Annotated in this window: 13 protein-coding genes; 4 read left to right on the top strand and 9 right to left on the bottom strand. The window is 71.2% G+C overall.

Annotation, left to right across the window (positions count from 1 at the left end):
- Positions 1–14: 14 nt before the first annotated feature.
- The 6 genes from IE226_RS17950 to IE226_RS17925 form a co-directional block, all read right to left on the bottom strand.
- A complete protein-coding gene (locus IE226_RS17950; RefSeq protein WP_190082279.1) occupies positions 15–2,933 on the bottom strand; it encodes a glycoside hydrolase family 2 TIM barrel-domain containing protein in 2,919 nt (972 codons plus the stop codon).
- A gap of 156 nt (positions 2,934–3,089) precedes the next feature.
- Complete coding sequence (locus tag IE226_RS17945) at positions 3,090–4,361, bottom strand: hypothetical protein (protein WP_229871149.1); 1,272 nt, start codon at positions 4,359–4,361, stop codon at positions 3,090–3,092.
- Entirely contained in the window at positions 4,349–5,572 is a 1,224-nt protein-coding gene (locus IE226_RS17940; RefSeq protein ID WP_229871227.1) for a hypothetical protein, read from the bottom strand. The genes IE226_RS17945 and IE226_RS17940 overlap by 13 nt, the downstream gene beginning before the upstream one ends.
- Positions 5,573–5,742: 170 nt before the next feature.
- Positions 5,743–6,606: a GAF and ANTAR domain-containing protein gene (locus IE226_RS17935; RefSeq protein WP_229871147.1), complete on the bottom strand. Its 864-nt coding sequence runs from the start codon at positions 6,604–6,606 to the stop codon at positions 5,743–5,745.
- A gap of 24 nt (positions 6,607–6,630) precedes the next feature.
- Positions 6,631–8,565 carry a CheR family methyltransferase gene (locus IE226_RS17930; RefSeq protein ID WP_190082278.1) on the bottom strand — a complete coding sequence of 645 codons (1,935 nt, stop codon included), beginning with the start codon at positions 8,563–8,565 and terminating at the stop codon, positions 6,631–6,633.
- Positions 8,566–8,669: 104 nt separating this feature from the next.
- The gene (locus IE226_RS17925) at positions 8,670–9,269 is read right to left on the bottom strand and encodes a chemotaxis protein CheB (RefSeq protein WP_190082277.1); all 600 of its coding nucleotides are present in this window, start codon (positions 9,267–9,269) and stop codon (positions 8,670–8,672) included.
- Between the two features lie 220 nt (positions 9,270–9,489).
- Between IE226_RS17925 and IE226_RS17920 the strand changes: the two genes are divergently transcribed.
- A complete protein-coding gene (locus IE226_RS17920; RefSeq protein ID WP_190082276.1) occupies positions 9,490–12,036 on the top strand; it encodes a polysaccharide lyase family 8 super-sandwich domain-containing protein in 2,547 nt (848 codons plus the stop codon).
- 33 nt (positions 12,037–12,069) lie between these two features.
- Here IE226_RS17920 and IE226_RS17915 read toward each other — a convergent pair whose 3' ends face one another.
- The 3 genes from IE226_RS17915 to IE226_RS17905 form a co-directional block, all read right to left on the bottom strand.
- The gene (locus IE226_RS17915; protein WP_190082275.1) at positions 12,070–12,264 is read right to left on the bottom strand and encodes a ferredoxin; all 195 of its coding nucleotides are present in this window, start codon (positions 12,262–12,264) and stop codon (positions 12,070–12,072) included.
- A gap of 9 nt (positions 12,265–12,273) precedes the next feature.
- Positions 12,274–13,560 carry a cytochrome P450 gene (locus IE226_RS17910; RefSeq protein ID WP_190082274.1) on the bottom strand — a complete coding sequence of 429 codons (1,287 nt, stop codon included), beginning with the start codon at positions 13,558–13,560 and terminating at the stop codon, positions 12,274–12,276.
- A 134-nt stretch (positions 13,561–13,694) separates the two neighbouring features.
- Positions 13,695–14,720, bottom strand: a complete 1,026-nt coding sequence (locus IE226_RS17905; protein ID WP_190082273.1) for an AraC family transcriptional regulator — start codon at positions 14,718–14,720, stop codon at positions 13,695–13,697.
- Between the two features lie 69 nt (positions 14,721–14,789).
- Between IE226_RS17905 and IE226_RS17900 the strand changes: the two genes are divergently transcribed.
- The 3 genes from IE226_RS17900 to IE226_RS17890 all read left to right on the top strand — a co-directional run bounded on the left by IE226_RS17900 (position 14,790) and on the right by IE226_RS17890 (position 18,410).
- Positions 14,790–16,340: a flavin-containing monooxygenase gene (locus IE226_RS17900; RefSeq protein ID WP_190082272.1), complete on the top strand. Its 1,551-nt coding sequence runs from the start codon at positions 14,790–14,792 to the stop codon at positions 16,338–16,340.
- A 158-nt stretch (positions 16,341–16,498) separates the two neighbouring features.
- Positions 16,499–16,837 carry a CATRA system-associated protein gene (locus tag IE226_RS17895; protein WP_190082271.1) on the top strand — a complete coding sequence of 113 codons (339 nt, stop codon included), beginning with the start codon at positions 16,499–16,501 and terminating at the stop codon, positions 16,835–16,837.
- Between the two features lie 43 nt (positions 16,838–16,880).
- Positions 16,881–18,410 (top strand): CATRA conflict system CASPASE/TPR repeat-associated protein, encoded by a 1,530-nt coding sequence (locus IE226_RS17890; protein WP_190082270.1) that lies wholly within the window; start codon positions 16,881–16,883, stop codon positions 18,408–18,410.
- Positions 18,411–18,421 lie beyond the last annotated feature (11 nt).

The following is an 18,421-nucleotide window of genomic DNA, read 5'->3' as shown; positions in this document are numbered from 1 at the left end:
TGACGGGATGAGGCTCACCCGGCGGACGGCGGCAGCGTCGGCTCGTCCTCGGGTGTGGCCTCCCGGCGCGAGAAGGTGAGGGAGAACTCCGCCGGAGCGGCGTGGAGTTCGTACTGCGGCAGGACTCCCGGCCCGCAGGACTGCGAGCCGATGCCCTGCTGCCCGTGGTCGAGATGGACCCACAGCGTCTCGCCGGGCGTGAGATCCGTGCGGTGCGTGGCCGCGTCCAGCTGCTCGGTGGTCCAGCGGCGCGCCGTGAACCAGAAGGCGGGGTCCCCGACCACCCGCACCCCCTCGCCGCTGAACCCGGCCCGCAGCTCGGCCCAGCGGACGCCGGCGCGGGCGCCGTTCTCCTGCGGCCGGACGTACGGGGTCTGCATCCGGTCGACCGGCATGAAGTGCCGCCCAGTGTCGGATGCCGCGGCCGTGTCCGGATACGCCTCGCCGGGTCCGCCGCCGAACCAGTGCGCGAAGCCGTACGCGGCGGGCAGCCCGAGCCGGATGCCGAGCCGGGGCAGCGGCACCGTCCACTCGCCCTCCGGCATCACGGAGACCGTGAGGCGCAGCTGAGCGGCATCGGACGTCCAGCGGTAGACGGCACGCAGCCCGATGTCGCGCGATGCGGGTGCGACCCGGGTGCGGACAGTGAGGGCGTCATCGGTCAACTCGACCGCGTCGAGGCGGTGTTGCATGCGATGCAGACCGAGCTCGCGCCACAGCAGGCCGTTGCGCCTGCCGCCCTGCCAGGAAGCGCCGTTGTCGTTGTCGGTGGGGGCACGCCAGATGTCGAGGCGTGGCGCACTGGCCAGGGAAATGCCGCTCAGCGTGCGCAGCTCGCCGGTGCGGGCGTCGAAAGTGCCGGGCCCGAGGGTGATGGAGGCGCCCTCGCGCACCGGACGTTCACCGGTGGCGACGCGGACGGCGGGTCGCGGCGTCAGCGCGAACTCGTCCCGCGCGACGACGTGGTCCAGCTTCGTCCAGTTCGTCCCGACGTCCACCGACGCCGTGAGGTGCAGGAAGGTCTCGGCGGTGCGGCTCGCGGGCGGTGGGTCCGGAAGCTTCAGTTCGACGGACTCGCCGGGACCGAGCTCCGGCGGGACGGCAAGCTCTCCCACCTCGTACACCGCGTCGTCGTCGCCGATGTACATCCACTCGAAGGACAGGTGGGACAGGTCAGCGAAGTCGTGCAGATTGGTGACCCGGACCGTCCCCGCGGCCTTGTCGTACCCGAAACGCACGGGCTGGATGACCCGCTTGTACGCGTCGAGCCCGGGCGACCCCCACCGGTCGGGGAAGACCAGGCCGTCGCAGACGAAGTTCCCGTCGTGCAGCTCCTCGCCGAAGTCGCCGCCGTAGGCGTAGCCGAGCTCCGGGTGCTCGAAGCCGTGGTCGATCCACTCCCAGACGAAGCCGCCCTGATTGCGCTCGTGCGCCTCGAACAGCCGCTGGTACTCGCTCAGGCCACCGGGGCCGTTGCCCATCGCGTGCCCGTACTCGCAGAGGATGAAGGGGAGTTGACGGCGCCGCTCCGGGCCGCCCGTGTCCTCGCGGAGGCCGATGCGCTCGACCTCGGCATGGTCGGCGTACATGCGCGAATACATGTCGGTGTACGCGCAGGACTGGTCGCCCTCGTAGTGGATGAGGCGCCCCGTGTCGCGCTCGCGGACCCAGCGGGCCATGGCTTCCAGGCCGCGGCCCGTCCCGCATTCGTTGCCGAGGGACCAGACGATCACCGAGGGGTGGTTCTTGTCGCGCTCGACCATGCGGGCCGCGCGGTCCAGGAGGGCGGGCGTCCAGCGGTCGTCGTCGACCGGGTTGCCGCGCCACTCCTGTTCGGTGAAGCCGTGGGTCTCCAGATCGCACTCGTCGATGACCCACAGGCCCAGCTCGTCGCAGAAATCGAGGAAAGCGGGGTGCGGCGGGTAGTGGCTGGTGCGGACCGCGTTGATGTTGTTCTGCTTCATCAGCAGGACGTCGGTGCGCATGGTGTCGAGGTCGAGCGCGCGGCCCCTCTCCGGGTGGAACTCGTGCCGGTTCACGCCACGGAACAGGATCCGGCGGCCGTTGACCTTGATGACCCCGTCCTCGACGGCCACCGTACGGAACCCGATGCGCAGCGGGACGCGCTCGCCCGCCGTGGCAAGGACCCCGTCGTACAGGCGGGGCGTCTCCGCGGTCCAGGGCTCGACGGGCACCTTCACGGACTCACCCGTGGCCACATCGATGCCCAGCTCGGGCACGGTGACCCGGCCGGCCGCGTCCGAGTCGACCCGCAGCGTGCCCGTACCCGCCCGGTGGTCGTACGAGGCGTGCGTGAAGAAGTCGAGCGCGCAGCCCTCGGGGCGGTGCAGCAGGGTCACGTCACGGAAGATGCCCGGCAGCCACCACTGGTCCTGGTCCTCCAGGTAGGAACCGGACGACCACTGGTGGACGCGGACCGCGAGGACGTTGCCGGACGGCTTCAGGAGGTGGCCGACCGCGAACTCGTGCGGCAGCCGCGAGCCCTTGAACTCGCCCAGTTCCGTGCCGTTCAGCCAGACGCGGGCGCAGGACTCGACGCCGTCGAAGCGCAGTGTGCCGCCGCCGGTCGCGGGCCAGTCGTCCGGCAGGTCGAAGGTGCGCAGATGGTCGCCGGTCGGGTTCTCGGTGGGCACGCGGGGCGGGTCGACCGGGAACGGATAGACCATGTTGGTGTAGATGGGCGCGCCATGCCCCTGCAACACCCAGTGGCCGGGCACCGCCACGGTGTCCCAGGCCCCGGCGTCGTAGCCGTCCGAGGCGAAGGAGTCATCGGCGGTGTCGGCAGCCGGAGAGAGCCGGAAGCGCCAACTGCCGTTCAGCGAGAGGGAGACGGCATCCGACCGCGGGTACCACGCACGGGGCGGGAGGCAGCCGGTACCGGGGGATACGTCCTCAAGGTAGGGGAGATCCATGACCTCCATCAGACAGCGGGGAGCCGGGACGTCACAACACCCGCACGGCGGGGGTTGTTGGATTCTCGGCCCCGGAGTTGGACGAATGCAGCACACACCACCGGCGCGCGCCGCCCCGTCCCGCGAGGCCGCACCGTCCGGCGGGATCGCGCCGGGTCAGGGGCGCACGGGGGCAGGCGTGCCGCAGGCGTGCGTCTTTGCCGAGGCCTTCGCGAATGCCTTGAGGGCGGTGCGCTGGTAGGTGCGGTCGGCGGGTGTGGGCTTGTCCTTCTTGTCCTGTTGGTATGACGGGGTGCGGGAGCCCGGCGGCTCCATCGTGAACAGGGCCCGCTCGCCGCCCTTCTCGCACACCGCGCTCACCCAGTAGCCGCCGTCCGGGAGCCGGCCCGACGGCGCCCCGCCGGGGACGCGGTCCTGCTCCATGTAGTCGTAGCGGTCCTGGTAGCCGTACCGCTCGTCCTGCGCGAACGGGCCGTAGAACGCACTCAGCCGGTAGAGCCCGCCCACGTCGGAGGACGAGCGGGCCACCGGCAGGCCGTCCTCCGTCACACTCGCGGGCCCCAGCACGCACACCTCGACCGGCGTCCCGCCCCGCGCGCCCTCCCACGCCCGCGCGACCTCGGAGCCGCGACCCGGAACACCCTCGCACGACCCGGTGGCGTCGGCGGGCGCCACGTCCTCGTCGCCGTTCACGGGCTGCGCCACCGTACGCGGAGGCTTGCCCGTATCGGCGTCGCAGCCCCAGTGGCCGGAGGCGTTCGCGGCCGTGGCGGTGGCGATCCGGGCGAAGGCGGTGCGCCGACGGGGGTCGTCCGCAGTCCCGGTCTCGTCCTTGGCGTCGACCGTGACGAGGAGTCCGCCGCGGCCGCGCGCGCAGTCGAGCAAGACCGCGGTGGTGGCCGTCGCACCGTCGACGCTCGACTCACCGGCGGTGAAGGCGCCGTTCCAGCCGGGCCCGAGCGCGACCGGGGGCAGGTCGGTGCTCACGTCCGGGTACGCGCCCTCGTAATCGCCGGTGATGTCCTCGCGCCGCCGCTCCCGGGCCTCCCGGCCGTTGTCGTCCTTCGCCACCCGCTCCGGCACCGCCCGCACGTTCACCGTCACCGAGCCGTCGCGCGTGGAACGGCCCGTGTGGTGCTCGGCGTCGCGCACGATCGTGCAGCGCACGCGCAGGGAGCCATCGCCCAGCCCGCCTTCGGCCCGGTCCTGCGTCTCGTCCTTGTACGGCCCCTCGCCCAGTACGTCACGCACCTCGGAGGCCGGGAGGACTCCCTCGCAGGCCCCGCTCACCAGGCGCTGCGCCACCCACCGGTCGTAGCCCCCGCCGAACCAGAAGTACCCGCCCGCCACCAGCGCGAGGGCGAGCAGCGCCCCGGCAGCCCCGCCGAGCTTCCGTCCGGTCCCGGGCCGCAGGCTCAGCCCTGCCACTCCTCCACCTCTCCCATGATCTTCGTGTCCCGGCAGTGCGCGCGCCGTGCCCAGCCGTCGTCCGCCGCCAGATAGCGGTCGAGCAGGGCCCGGGCGTCCGCCGACATCCGCCGCCGGTCCTTCTTCTCCAGGAGCAACTCGTCCTGGTCCGCGAAGTCGAGGGCGGGCATGACCGTGGCCCGGTGGAACGCGGGACCGCCGTCGCAGACCGACCGCGCCCAGAGCGCGAGCAGCGGGTCGTCACCCGACTTCTTGACGGTCAACCGGCCCTCGCCGTCCGGCTTGTGCCGGCGCCGATCGCTGCCGGGGACGTCGCCGTCGCCGGCGAAGTCGTCGTACGCGCTCGGGGCGAGGACACCGGACCAGCTGTCCACACCCGCCGCCGCGGTCTTCGGCCAGGCCGCCCGGCCTCCGGCGCCGTCCCACCGGCCGCCGCAGGACCCCGCGCGCTCGCTGTAGGTCGTGTCGTTGCCGTAGAACTTCCAGTCGCCGCGGGCGAACTCCAGGGCCTCGGGGGAGAGCCAGTCGCAGAGCGAGTCGGAGCCCTTCGGCTTCGCGGCGCCGGTCAACGGCCGCGCGCCGCAGCCCTGTTCACGGCTCACCCGGTCGGCGACCCGGACCGCGGTGCGTTCCGCAAGGAGCCGGTCGGCCTCCGAGACGTCGTACTCGCTGTCCGCCCTCGACGGCAGAGCCACGAAAACGCGCAGATCCTCCGACGGCCGTACCCGCCCGCTCAGTCCCTTCGGGCACTCGGCGAGGATCGTGGCCGACACCTCGCTGCCGTCACGGCGGTCCTCGGCGCCACCCCCGCCCAGCGCGCTGCTCGGCAGCGGCAGTCCGAAGCCGCCGTCCGGAGCGTCGGTCCGGCCGAGCACCGCCTCCGCCCGCACCCTCACCTGCGCGTCGGGCTCCACGCGGTCGGCACCCCCGCCCCACGACAGCGTGCAGTCGAGCAGCGCCCGGCTCTGCTGCCGAGGGGCGAGCATCGTGCCGTACTCGGTCAGTACGCCCGCCGAGTCGTCCGGCACGAAGGAGCGCAGCTCGCCGGGGAACAGGCCCTTGCAGCCCCGGGCCAGCTGCTCCTGGTTGGCCGCGGCACGGGCGTCGCGCTCCCCTGACCGCGACACGGCGATCCCGGTGCCGCCGACAGCGAGCGCGAGCGCGGTCCCGCCGGCCACCAGCAGCCACGTACGCCTGCGGACGTCACGCATCCCGGGCACGGCGGCCCCCTTCCCCCGTCGGGCAACAGCAAGATCACGCAGCAAGATCGGACGAGCGACGCTATCAACCGCGACGGGGGCGACGGGGCGCGGGTTGCCGGGGATGCGCGGGCTGCCGGGGATGGTTGCCGGGAATACGGACCCCCGCGTCAGCTCCCGGACTACTTCAGCTTCAGATCCCCGGAGATGACGCGCCGGGCCACTGTTTCGAGCGGCACCCCCAGGGCGAACGACCGCGCCTTGATGAGCGCCAGCGCATCATCGACCGAACTGCCCGACTGCTCGGACAGCACACCGGACGCCTGATGGACCACGGCACGCAGATCCGTGCCGCCGTAGAGCCCGGGGTCCGCGTCGGGCCCTATGAGCACCCCGTCCGCCAGCGCGGCGGCGACCTCGCGGAACCTGCCCGACCTGGCGAGGGCCGCCGCGGGGTCGAAGACCGTGAGCACACCTATGCAGTCCGACGACGCGTTCAGCGGCAGCGCCGCGACCGCGCGCAGACCGAGGGCGGCCAGGCCGGAGCCATAACCGGGCCAGCGCCTCTCCAGCGTGGCACCCGACGCGTACACCGCGCGCCGGTGGCGGGCCGCGTCGCGGCCGGGGCCCGCGGTCAGGACGTACTCCAGGTCCTGGGCGCCGCGCGACGGCTGGTCCGAGGCGGCGACCGCGAGCTGGCTCAGGTCGTCCCCGAGGAGCGTGAGCGCGGCACTGCGCGTCCCGCAGGCTTCGGCGACCCCCGCCATGAAGAGAGGGGGTACGCCGCTGTTCTCGCTCTCCGCCTCCGCCAACCGCAGAACGTACGCGTGCTGGAGGCGTGCCGTGGTGAGATGCCGCTCGGCGACCGCACGGTGCCGCGTCGCCATCGCCGAGTGGAACTCGCGGCCGGTCTCCGCGAAGCGCCGCTCATGCCGCTCGGCGTTCGCCACCTCCTGCGCGGCGCGCCTGTCCGCCCGGCCGGCACGCGCCCGGGCGGTGTCGGCCGGGCCGCCCGCCTCCGGGAAGCCGCCCTCCATCGCGCTCATCCCACCAGCCTACGACGTGTCGTGTCAGCTGCCGCCGGAGTCGGCGACGTCTTCCATCAGGAGGACAACACCTCCGTTGTGACCGTCGAACGGAGAGCAGATCACCGAACAGTCGATTTTCCGTCCGATGCGGTTCACCGCGGGGATGACCACGGGACCCGCCCGCTTGCCCGACGCGACGCACTGCTGGATGACGTCGCGCAGGCGGTCCGTGGGCAGACCGAAATCGAGGGCGAAGAAGGGTTCGTCGAGCACCTCGTCCGGGCGCAGCCCCCACAGGTCGACCGCGCCGCGGTTCCAGTTCTTCGTGCGCATGTCGGCCGAGAGCACCACCACCCCGGCCGCGATACTGCTCACCACTCCCTCGAGGAAGGCATGCGCCTCGTCCAGGTCCGTGGTGCGCAGCCGCATCTCGTCGTTCATCGTCTCGAGCTCTTCATTGCCGGACTGGAGCTCTTCGTTGGTCGTCTCCAGCTCCTCGTTGGTCGACTGGAGCTCTTCGTTGGTGGTCTCCAGCTCCTCGATGCTCGACTGGAGTTCCTCGTTGGTGGTCTCCAGCTCCTCGTTGGTCGACTGGAGTTCCTCGTACGCCGTCTCCAGGTCCTCACGCACGCGCTTGACCTCGGCCTTGAGCCGGGTGGACTGCGTGACGTCCATGAACGTGACGTTGATGGCGATCGGCAGACCGGGCCCGCCGGGACCGCCCATGATCGGCTGGATGCCGATGTCGAAGTACTGCAAATCGTTGCCCAGCCGGCGCTCCGCGCCGCGGACGTGCATCGACCTGCGTTCGTAGACGGCCTGGTCGATCAGCGAGCGGAGCTCGGCGGGCCGGTAGGAGATCTCCAGGTCCTGGAAGGGGCGCCCCACGTCGTTGGGCGTGAGACCGAATTGCGAGCGTGCCCCGTGGTTGATCAGGACGACGATGCCGTTGCCGTCCAGGGCGATGCTCGCCCCCGGCGTCGCGTCGAGAACCAGATCACGCAGCTGTCCCGTCTGCGTGGCCTGCTGCCTCTCCAGGCCCACGCCGACCCTGCTCTTCAGGGGCGGCGTCGCGGGATACGGCGGCGCGCTGCCGCCGGGCCGGCGGCGGAAGACGCGCTGGCGGATGCTGATCGCCTCGAAGCGATCGGTGTCGTTCAGGAGCATTTCGGCCTTGCCGAGGAAGAGACAGCCGCCTTCGCGCAGGGCGAAGTGGAAGCGGTCGAGGATCTGCGCCTGCGCTTCCACGTTGAAGTACATCAGCGTGTTGCGGCAGACGAGCAGGTCGAGGCGGGAGATCGGGGCGTCACGGGTGATGTCGTGCCGGCCGAAGATGACGCGGCGCCGCAGATCCGTCCGGAAGGCGTACTGCGTGCCGTTGCGCTCGAAGTACTTGTCGCGCAGCTCCCTGGACAGCGGCTCCAGGGACCTCGCGGGATACTGCCCCGAGCGCGCGTCACGCAGGGCTTCCTCGTCGACGTCCGTGGCGTAGATCTTGACGCGGTTCACGCACTCCTCGACGCCGAGCGCCTCCGCGAACATCATGGCCAGGGAGTACGCCTCCTCGCCGCTGGAGCAGCCCGCGCTCCAGACCCGGATCTCCGAGGACGGGTCGACGGAACCGAGGAGTTCGGGCAGCGCCTCGCGCTGGAGGAGGCCCCAGGCGTCCGGGTCGCGGAACACGGAGGTGACGTTGATCAGGATCGTGTTGAACAGCGCACGGAACTCGTCCGCGTCGGTCTCCAGGAGGTCGCGGTAGTCCGCGTACCCCTGGACGGCGACGTCGCCCATGCGCTTGCGGATGCGACGGCCGAGGGTGGAGCGTTTGTAGCCGGTGAAGTCGAACCCGCGTGCGTCACGGATGAACGCGAGGAGATCCTCGAGACCGGGGTCGGGGAGTCCGTCGGGCTGTTGTTCGCGGGCCGGCCGTGTCTCCTGTCCCCGCTCCCTCCGATGCCCCTGCTCTGCTGCACGCATCCTGTCCGCTTCACGTACCTGCTGTGCCTCGCTCGCGGGCTCCGGATGTCCCTGTGCCCCGGGCTGCGCGCCCTGCTCTGCCCCGGCGCCGGACGACTCACCCATTACTGCCTCTTGTCCTCGACAAGGCCGCGGATGGCCGCGGCGATTTCCTCGATACGGAGTACGAAGTCCACGGCTCCGGTGTCCACCGCCGCCGTGGGCATCCCCGCGAACCGCGCACTCTCCGGGTCCTCGGCGATCACGGTGCCGCCCCGCGACTTGACCGCCTCCACACCCATCGCGCCGTCCATACCGGTGCCGGTGATCACACAGGCGATGGCCTGCGGGCCGTACGCTCCCGCCATCGACTCGAACAGCAGGTCAGCGGAGGGGCGCACGAAGTGCACGAGCTTACTGTTCGACAGCGTGAGTACGCCGTCCGGCCCCACCAGGAGGTGCCGGTCGGGCGGCGCCAGATAGACGACGCCCGGCTCGGCGCTCTCCTGGTCCTCCGCCAGCTTCACACTGAGTGCCGTGCGCCGGCTGAGGACCTCCGCGAGGAGCGTGCGGTGACGGGGATCGAGATGCTGGACCACGAGCACGGGCACGGGCAGTCCGGGGCCGAGCGCGCCCAGGATCTCGGCGAGACCCTGGATGCCTCCGGCGGACGAGGCGACGGCCACGATGGCGAACGGCCCTGGTGCGTGCTCTTCCGTCCTCACAGTGTCGAGCCTAGTCGCTGCCGGTCCGATCGGTCCCGCCGCGCGGCGGGCGCACTCTCCCTTGTCGCCGCCCGGGGCGTCTGCTTGACTCCGCCCGCCGGAACGCCGGAACGCCGGAACGCCGGAACGCCGGAACGCCGGAACGCCGGAACGCCGGAACGCCGGAACGCCGGAACGCCGGAACGCCGGAACGAACGCCAACCGATCCGCGGAGGTCGCCATGGACATCACCCGCAGACGCCTGCTGTCCGCCCTCTCGGCCGCCGGTCTCCTGGCGGTGCTCCCCGCGCCGCCCGTGAGCGCGGCCGAGGCCGCGGCGGACAGCGACCGGCTCCTGGCCAACACCGTGGGGATCTTCGCGGGCACCGCCGAGTCCAACGCGCGCCCCGAGACGGCCGCCAAGCTCGCCGCGATCGAGAAGACCGCGCGGACGAACCTGAAGTCCATGGACGACGCGGGCGAGGGCGAGCTGTTCGCGGGCCTGGCGCTCGGCACGGACGACGCCAACCTCAACACGGCCTTCAGGCGTCTCTACGAGATCGCCCTCGCCACCCGCACCCCCGGCCCCGCCCCCTCGGACCTCTACGGCGACACCGCCGTGCAGCGCCGCGTGATCGACGGCCTCGGATGGCTGCACGAGCGCTACTACGGCGATCAGTCCAAGGGCTACTACGGCAACTGGTTCAACTGGGAGATCGGCATCTCCCAGCACGTCAGCAAGACCCTCGCGCTTCTCGTCGACGAGGTGCGGACGTACGAGCCCGGCCTCATCACCACCTACGTCACCTCGATGGACGCCTATCTGCGCAACGGCACCGACGGGGACGTGAACCTCGACTCGCGCTTCCACACCGGCGCCAACCTCGCCGACATCACCACCAACCGCATCCTCCAGGGCGCGCTCGTCGGCGCGGGCGGCGAGGCCCGCATCCGCAAGGCCCTCACCGACCAGCTGACGGTCTTCGTCACCATCGACCCCTACGGCCTCCGGCACGGCGTGACGGACGGTTACTACGCCGACGGCTCGTTCATACAGCACGCCTCCGTCGCGTACACGGGTTCGTACGGAAAGGGCCTGCTCACCAGGGTCGTGCAGACCCTCAAGATCCTCGACGGCACGGGCTTCGCGCACGGCGAGGAGCTGGTGCCGACGGTCCGCAGGTGGGTCCGCGACGGCTTCGCGCCGCTCATCTTCGAGGGCTGGATGATGGAGATCGTCAAGGGACGTGCGGTGTCGCGGCCCGACGGCGGCTACGTCGACGTCGGGGTCGTCGTCGAGGCCGTCGTGGACCTCTCCTCCCTCTCCACGGGCGCCGACGCCACCGCCCTGAAGAGCTACGTGAAGCACATCCGGTCGACCTCGCGCGCCGCGCTCAACCCGGTCGGCTTCGTCTCGCCGGTCAGCATCGTGCGCTACGCCGACATCATCGGCGACGCCTCCGTGCCGCCCGCGGACCTGAATCCGGCCTCGCGCAGCGTCGCCTTCAACGCCATGGACAGGCACGTCCACCGCAGAGAGGGCTACGCCTTCGCGCTCGCACGCAGCTCGGACCGGATCAGCAAGTACGAGTACATGAGCGGCGAAAATCTCATGCCGTGGTTCCAGGGCGACGGCGCGTACTACCTCTACCTCTCGGGCCAGGACCAGACGCAGGCGTTCGGGGTCGACTACTTCACCACCGTCTCGCCGTACGGCCTCGCGGGTGTCACCGCGCCGGTCGAGCAGCGCCGGACGATCCCCGAGCTGTACGGGAAGCCGTACTACGACAACCCCGGCCACCCGCTGAACTTCACCTCGTCGTCCGAGTCGCAGAACAAGTACGTCTACTTCCCGCGCGGCACCAACCGGCACTCCGGGGGCGCGGTCCTCGGGGCGTACGGCGCGGTCGGGGCGGTGCAGTCGAGTGACGCCGCCTTCCGCGACCGGCAGCTCCTGCCGGACGACGTCGTGGTCTACCGGGGCGCGACGGCGACGAAGTCGTGGTTTCTGCTGGACGAGGAGATCGTGGTGCTCGCCGCCGGGGTGGGCGACGGGGCGGGGCGCGCCGTGACGACGACGGTCGACGCGCGCACCGCGGCCCCGGACGACCAGGTCTCCGTGACGGGGGAGCTGCGTGACGGCCGCCCGTGGACCGGTGCGGGCACGGGCGACCTCCGGTGGCTGCGCTGGGCCAACGCCACGCGGCAGGCCGCCGTCGGCTACGTCTTCCTGGACACGCCGCGGGTGCGGGTCGCCCTGGACAAGGTCACCCGCAGCCGCCGGGTCGTCCGTACCGCGAACCCCGACACGGCGGTGACGCGCACCGTCCTCGGCGTGAGCGTGGACCGGGCGGCCGGGGCCCGGCCCCTGTCGCTGGCCTACGCGCTGGTGCCGAACGCGGGCGAGGCGGGGCTGCGGGCGTACCGGGGCGGGCAGCCGCTGAAGGTCCTCGCGAACACGGTGCGGCTGCAGGCGGTCAGCCACGCCGGCCTCGGCCTGACCGCCGCGAACAGCTTCACGCCGGGACACCACGAGATCGCCGGGACACGGATCGAGGGGCCCGCGTCCGTGCTCGTGCGGCGCGAGAGGCGCGGCCCGGTGACGGTGGCGGTGTCGGACCCGACGATGGACCGCGACAAGGTCACCGTGCTGCTCCGCGGCCGTCCCCTGCGGGAGGTCACGGCCGACGAGGGGGTACGGGTGAGCCGGGCCCGCGGCGGGACCCGGATCGACGTCGACACCCGCCGGGCGTACGGACGGAGCTTTACGGTGACGTTGCGCGGTTGATGTCGGACCCCGGGGACATCCGGGGCCCGGTGCTCAGGATTCGTCGACGGTGACGGCCTGCACCGGGCAGGCCCGCGCGGCCTCGTGCACCAGGGGATCGCCGCCGCCGTCCTCGCGGCCGGGGAGGACCTCGCTGAAGCCGTCGTCGTCCTGGGTGAAGACGCTCGGAGCGGTGAGGGCGCACATCCCCGCGCCCACGCACCGCTCCTGTTCCACATGGATACGCACGCTCAACTCCTACCAGATGACGGGGAGTTCGAGCATCCCCTGGATCGTGTCGCCGGGTTTGAAGGGGATGTCCCGCGCCGGCACGGCCAGACGCAGCCCCGGCAGCCGCTCGAAGAGCGTCCGCAGGGCGATGTCGATCTCGGCGCGGGCGAGGTTCTGGCCAAGGCACTGGTGGATGCCGAAGCCGAAGGCGAGGTGGTGGCGGTCGGCGCGGTGGAAGTCCAGCTCCTCGGGCTTCTCGTAGGCCGCGGCGTCGCGATTGATGAGAGAGGTGGAGAAGACGACGCCGTCGTCCGCGCGGATGGTGTTGCCCGCGACGTCGATGTCCTCCTTCGCCACCCGCAGCAGTCCGTCCGCGATGGACAGGAAGCGCAGCAGTTCCTCGACCGCGGCGGGCATCAGCTCCTGCTCGGCGCGCAGTTCCGCGAGCTGCCGCGGATGCTGGAGGAGCGTGAACGTACCGAGGGAGATCATGTTCGCCGTCGTCTCATGGCCCGCGACCAGCAGGATCGTCGCCAGGCTGACCAGTTCCTCGCGGTCGAGCGCGCCCTCGGAGAGCTGCCGCCGGATGAGTTCGTCGAGCAGCCCGTCTCCCGGCTCTCGGCGCTTGCGCTCGATCAACGCGTGGAAGTAGGCGTCCAGTTCGTCCCGCGCCCGTTCGGTGTCCTGCGCACGCGGGCCGCGCAGCAGCCGGCGCGACTGCTCCTCGAAGAATTCGTGGTCGGCGTAGGGCACGCCGAGGAGGGCGCAGATCACCATGGACGGCACCGGCAGCGCGAACGCGTTGACCAGCTCGGCCGGTGACCCCTGCGCCTCCATGGCGTCGAGGAGCCGGTCGACCGTCTCCTGGATGCGCGGGCGCAGAGCGGCGATCCGCTTGACGGAGAAGCTGGGGATCAGCATGCGGCGCTGGGCGTTGTGCACGGGGTCGTCGACGCCGAGCAGGGCGACGCGGCGGTTGCGTACCTGCGCGAAGCGCTCGGTCGGCGCGGGGAACGCCTCGTTCTCCCGGTCGGTGGACAGACGCGGGTCGATCAGCAGGTCACGGGCCGTTCCCCGGCCGGTGACCACCCAGACGGAACGTCCGTCGAAGAGCCGGACCCGGGAGAGCGGCCGGGCCTCGCGGAGCGGTTCGTACGCGGTCGGCGGGTGATAGGGGCAGGTGCGGTCCTGCGGGAAGGCGACTGGTGCGGAGGCTGTTGAGTCGGAGGCCGGTGGTTCGGAGGCCGGTGAGTCGGAGGCGACTGGTGCGGAGGCGGCTGCTGAGGTCGGTTCGGACACGACTGATTCCGTCATGGACTTACCTCACAAGCGGAGGGGCTCCCTTTACCTGTCCATTGGATGCCTGGGGCATCTACTTGGTCCACCGCACAATGAGCCAGATGGCGGCTTCTTCCGCGCGCGAAACTGGCCGGAATCGCACCCTCCGCTCAACCCTCCCGCGTCCGGGATTGCTGACGTGATGCACTCCGGACCGCTCGCGGCGTCACTCCCCACCAGCGGCGGCAGCAGCGGTTGAGGGCGGACTGCTCGGAGAGGCCGAGGAGCAGGGCGATCTGGCCGAGCGGCAGTTCGGTGTCGGTGAGGTAGCGGCGGGCGGCGCCGCGCCGCTCCTCGTCGACGACCTCGGCGAACGTCGTGCCCGCGGCGCGCAGTCTGCGCTGGAGGGTCCGCGGATGGACGTTCAGGAGGCGGCCGACGGTCCCGATCGCGGGCGGCGAGGTGCCGAGCGACCGCCCGACGACCGCGCGGACGCCGGTGACGACGTCCGCCCGCTCGGCGGGCAGCTGCTCGTCCAGGTACGCGAGCGCGAGGCGGCGCAGCTGCGCGTTGCCGCCGCCGAGCGGTCGGTCGGCCAGGCTGAGCGGGACCCGCAGCAGGGCGGCGGGGCGGTCCCCCTTCACCGGTACGCCGAAGAAGTCCTCGTACGCCGACGGCGGGGCGAGGAGCGGATGCGGCAGCTCGACCGAGACGAGGCCGTAGGGCCCGACCAGACAGACGATGGCCCGGTGCATGAACCCCAGGGAGAGGTCGATGCCCTGGGGCGGGGCCTCGACGCCCTCGCGCACGCCGTAACGCAGGGCGCCGACCCCCGGCGTGCCGTACGGATCGGGCTCCAGACTGAGGCTCAGCGAGCGCGCGTGCACGAACAGATAGCGCGTCGTGCACTCCATGGCGTCCCCGAGGGTTTCGGAGTTCTGGATGGCGAGCGCCAGGGCGCCGAGCATGCCCAGATCCTGCCGGGCCGCGATGCGAAGGCCGAGATCCGGGCAGCCGAGATCGTCCGCGGCGAGCTCCAGTACCGTGGCCATCGCCTCCTCGGGCACCAGGAGGTCGTCCCCGTCGAGCGCGGCCGTGGGGCAGCCGGCCTGCCGGGCATAGGCCTCGGCGTCGCCGCCGAGCTCCGCCACCGTGGCGCGGAAACCGCGCAGCCCCGCCGATCTGATCACGGACATGTCGTCCAGGGTCAAAGATCTGTCGCCCCGGGTCAATTCCTGCCGGGTGTGCTTCCGGACACTGAAGGAATGACGCACTCCGCAGACTCAAGCACCACTGCCACCGATGCTCCCGCCGAGCACATCGACGTCGTGATCGTGGGCGCGGGGCTCTCCGGCGTAGGCGCCGCCTACCGGCTGCAGACCGAGTGCCCGGGGCGTTCGTACGCGATCGTCGAGGCGCGGCAGTCCATGGGCGGCACATGGGACCTGTTCCGCTACCCGGGGGTGCGCTCGGACTCCGACATGTTCACGCTCGGCTACCCCTTCAAGCCCTGGCGCGGCGCGAAGGTGCTCGCCGACGGCCCGTCCATCCTCGGCTACATCAAGGACACGGCCGCGGAGTTCGGCATCGACCGCCACATCCGCTACGGAACCAAGGTCGTCGGCGCCGACTGGTCGACCGCTACGGCACGCTGGACGCTGACGCTCGAACACACCGCGGCGGACGGCAGCCGCACGCGGTCCACCGTCACCTGCGACTTCCTGTACTCCTGCGCGGGCTATTACAACTACGACCAGGGCCACGCCCCCGAGTTCGAAGGCGCCGACTCCTTCACCGGCCGGATCGTGCACCCCCAGTTCTGGCCCGGCGACCTCGACCACACCGGCAAGCGCGTGGTCGTCATCGGCAGCGGCGCCACCGCCGTCACGCTGGTGCCCGCGATGGCACAGAGCGCCGCGCACGTCACCATGTTGCAGCGCAGCCCGACCTGGATCGGCTCACTGCCCTCGCGCGACAGGCTGGCCGACGCGATCCGCGCCGTACTGCCGGCGAACGCGGCCCACCGCATCGTGCGGACGAAGAACATCCTCTTCGCCATCGGCCTCTACCAGTTCTGCCGGCGCAGCCCGAAAGCCGCGCGCCGCCTGCTCACCGGCCTCAACAAGCGCAACGTCAAGGACGACCGGATGGTCGCCGACCACTTCACCCCCTCGTACGACCCGTGGGACCAGCGGCTGTGCGCGGTGCCCGACGCCGACCTGTTCAAGGTCCTCAAGAGGGGCGAGGCCGAGGTCGTCACCGATCACATCGACCGCTTCGTCCCCGAGGGCATCCGGCTCACGTCGGGCCGCGTCCTGGAAGCCGACGTGATCGTGACCGCCACCGGCCTTCGGCTGCTCGCCTTCGGCGGCATCGCCCCGAGCGTCGACGGCCGACAGGTCGCGCTGCACGAGCAGTTCGTCTGGCGCGGCGCGATGATGACGGGCGTCCCGAACTTCGCCGTCTGCATCGGCTACACCAACGCCTCCTGGACCCTGCGCGCCGACCTCACGTCCCGCCTCGTGTGCAAGGTGCTCAACCACATGCGCGAACATGACTACGCGGCCGTGGAACCACGCCCGACGACCACCCTGAACGAACGCCCGCTGCTCGACCTCGCATCGGGCTACGTCCAACGCTCCATCGACGCCTTCCCCCGCCAGGGCGACCGCAGCCCCTGGAAGGTCCGCCAGAACTACGTCCTGGACGCGGCATCGACGATGCGCACCAACCTCCGCAAGACGCTGGCGGCTACTCCGGCGGCGGAGGTGCGGGGGGCGCGTGCGGAGGCCGCGCAGCCCGCTGCCTCTCGATGAGATTCGAGTAGGCGCTCTGCCTGATCCCGACCGCGGTTCGGACGAACCGGCCTTTCCCCAAACTCATTTCGACGCCCTGCCAGCCGCTAGAATTCTTGCCCCGGGCGAGTGCGAAGGAGCACTCGCGAGCGGGAGCGGGCTAATCGGGGGAGAGCTTCGTGAATCCACAGAAGATCATCGATCGCCTCAGAGAGATCGAGGACTGGCAGCAGCTCACCGCAGAGGATTGGCGCACGGTCGGTGACGTGCTGGACCGGCTCGACCCCCTGCTCCCCGAAGGGGACGACACCGAGATCAGGAGCGCGCTCGCCCCGCTCGAGGCCTTGGAGCGAAAAGAGGTGCGCCGCGCACGGGCAGGGTTGGGCGCGAAGGGTATGGCCATCCCGCCGCAGCAGCGGGAGAAGCGCAATCACTTGATCGAACGGCTCACCGCGGACGCACGTGGTCCGGTGGGCCGAGCCTCGGGTGGCCGCGAGGACCGGGGCGCGTCGGAATGACCGGCTATGCCCGAGCTGCAAGTCCGCGAGGCTGGCCTGCGGCATGAACCGAATCACCAAGCCCGCTCTGCTCGTCATGGTGTTCGCACCGGCCGATTCGGAAATCGACAATCACTCGCGCAGTTATCTCCAATCCCTGTGGGGTGCCTGTCGGTCGCTGGGCATGGTCGAGCCGATTCCGGGTATCCCGGCGCCCGCGGACCACATCGACTTCGGCGCGGCCCTCTCGACCACCTCCGAGTTCAAGGTGCTGGCGGCCGCGCGACGGCCGGCAGACGCCTCCCTCTATTCGGCCTTCGCCTTCGCCGAACATGACGTCGTAGGCGTCGTCGCGCTGCTCGCGCCCAATGACACGACGGCGGACCTCACCCAGTGGAGCGACCTCGACGCCGAGTGGAACGGGGCGGTGGAGGCCATGGATCTGCCGCCCCGGCCCCGGGGGGTGCTCGGTGAATTCCGTGTGTTCGAGGCCCTTTATGGACGTGCGTTCGTACGGAGAGAGCGTGCGATGTGCGATCTCGTACGCCGACATGCTCCCCGGACAGGAAGCGAGTCCTGGTGGACCGGGTTCGACCGCACGGAGCATGGTTTCGACGTATGGCGTTCCACCGACGCCGACGGGCCGGGAGGGGCCACCGACCTTTACGTCCTCGCACCGGTCCGCCAGGAGGCGGCCCTCGACGAGTGGGCCTGGGCAGTCGAGGGCCGGCACGGACTGATGCCGCTCGCACGCTATCTTCTCCAGCTCTCGAAGATCCGGTACCAAGCGCAGCTGTACGAGGCCTCGGGTGCGTCGCACGCGCAGATCGACGAGAGCGACGAGCGCACCGCGGCACTCTTGCGGGAGCTGAAGTCCGCTACGCGCCGCCCTGTGCGCCTGGAGCGTGTGCTGAAGGCGTCGACGCTGGTCGACGAGGCGCAATTCGGCCCGCAGGGGCTGCTGTGGACGATCACCCGGCAGCGTCAGCTGAGCGGCAGCCTCTCGACCGCCGTCGCCAACATGCGTCTGCACACTCCAGGAGTCCGCAGGCGCGGCACGGGGCTCTCTTGGACCGCGACCGACCTCGCCGAAGCTGAATGGATCATCAAGCAGGTCGAGGAAGACCGGCTGCATCTGGAAGCCGTGCGCGAGCGGGCGGAAGGAGCGCGCGCGGCCGTGTCGGTGCTCGTCGAGCGCGAACTGGCGGTGCACCGCGGGTGGCTGACGCTCGTGCAGACGTCGATCCTGGGATCGGTCCTCACCGCGCTCGCGGCCGTGCAAGCGATGAGTTACGAGCTGCCTATACGGGCGGTCCTCCAATCCCCGGTCATCGCCGCGGTGGCGGCTCTCGCCCTCGCCCTGCCGCTGGCCATGCTGCGCTGGGCCGGTGTCGCGCCCGCAACACCTCGGTACAGGTGGCTCGACTCGTGCGCCGCGGGGTTGCTCGGCGCCGCCCTGGGGTGGCTGGTCGTCACTGCCTGGGCAACCCGCGGAGGAGCAGCGCCGCCCGCGGCCGCGTGGACGCTCTCCGGCGCCTTCACGGCGGGCCTGATCACGTTCCTCGCCACACACTTCCTGACTCGACCGCGCTAGCCCTCCCGTGA

Source organism: Streptomyces longisporoflavus, from assembly GCF_014649775.1.
GTDB classification, from domain to species: Bacteria; Actinomycetota; Actinomycetes; order Streptomycetales; family Streptomycetaceae; genus Streptomyces; species Streptomyces longisporoflavus.
Note: the sequence above shows the minus strand (reverse complement) of the source record. Positions and strands in the feature narration are given on the sequence as shown.

Excerpts from the sequence above, each read along its gene's own strand:
- IE226_RS17930 (WP_190082278.1), bottom strand. The coding sequence starts at position 8,565 with ATGCGTGCAGCAGAGCAGGGGCATCGGAGGGAGCGGGGACAGGAGACA.
- IE226_RS17905 (WP_190082273.1), bottom strand. The coding sequence starts at position 14,720 with ATGTCCGTGATCAGATCGGCGGGGCTGCGCGGTTTCCGCGCCACGGTG.
- IE226_RS17935 (WP_229871147.1), bottom strand. The coding sequence starts at position 6,606 with ATGAGCGCGATGGAGGGCGGCTTCCCGGAGGCGGGCGGCCCGGCCGAC.
- IE226_RS17910 (WP_190082274.1), bottom strand. The coding sequence starts at position 13,560 with ATGACGGAATCAGTCGTGTCCGAACCGACCTCAGCAGCCGCCTCCGCA.
- IE226_RS17920 (WP_190082276.1), top strand. The coding sequence starts at position 9,490 with ATGGACATCACCCGCAGACGCCTGCTGTCCGCCCTCTCGGCCGCCGGT.
- IE226_RS17940 (WP_229871227.1), bottom strand. The coding sequence starts at position 5,572 with ATGCGTGACGTCCGCAGGCGTACGTGGCTGCTGGTGGCCGGCGGGACC.
- IE226_RS17890 (WP_190082270.1), top strand. The coding sequence starts at position 16,881 with ATGAACCGAATCACCAAGCCCGCTCTGCTCGTCATGGTGTTCGCACCG.
- IE226_RS17950 (WP_190082279.1), bottom strand. The coding sequence starts at position 2,933 with ATGGATCTCCCCTACCTTGAGGACGTATCCCCCGGTACCGGCTGCCTC.
- IE226_RS17900 (WP_190082272.1), top strand. The coding sequence starts at position 14,790 with ATGACGCACTCCGCAGACTCAAGCACCACTGCCACCGATGCTCCCGCC.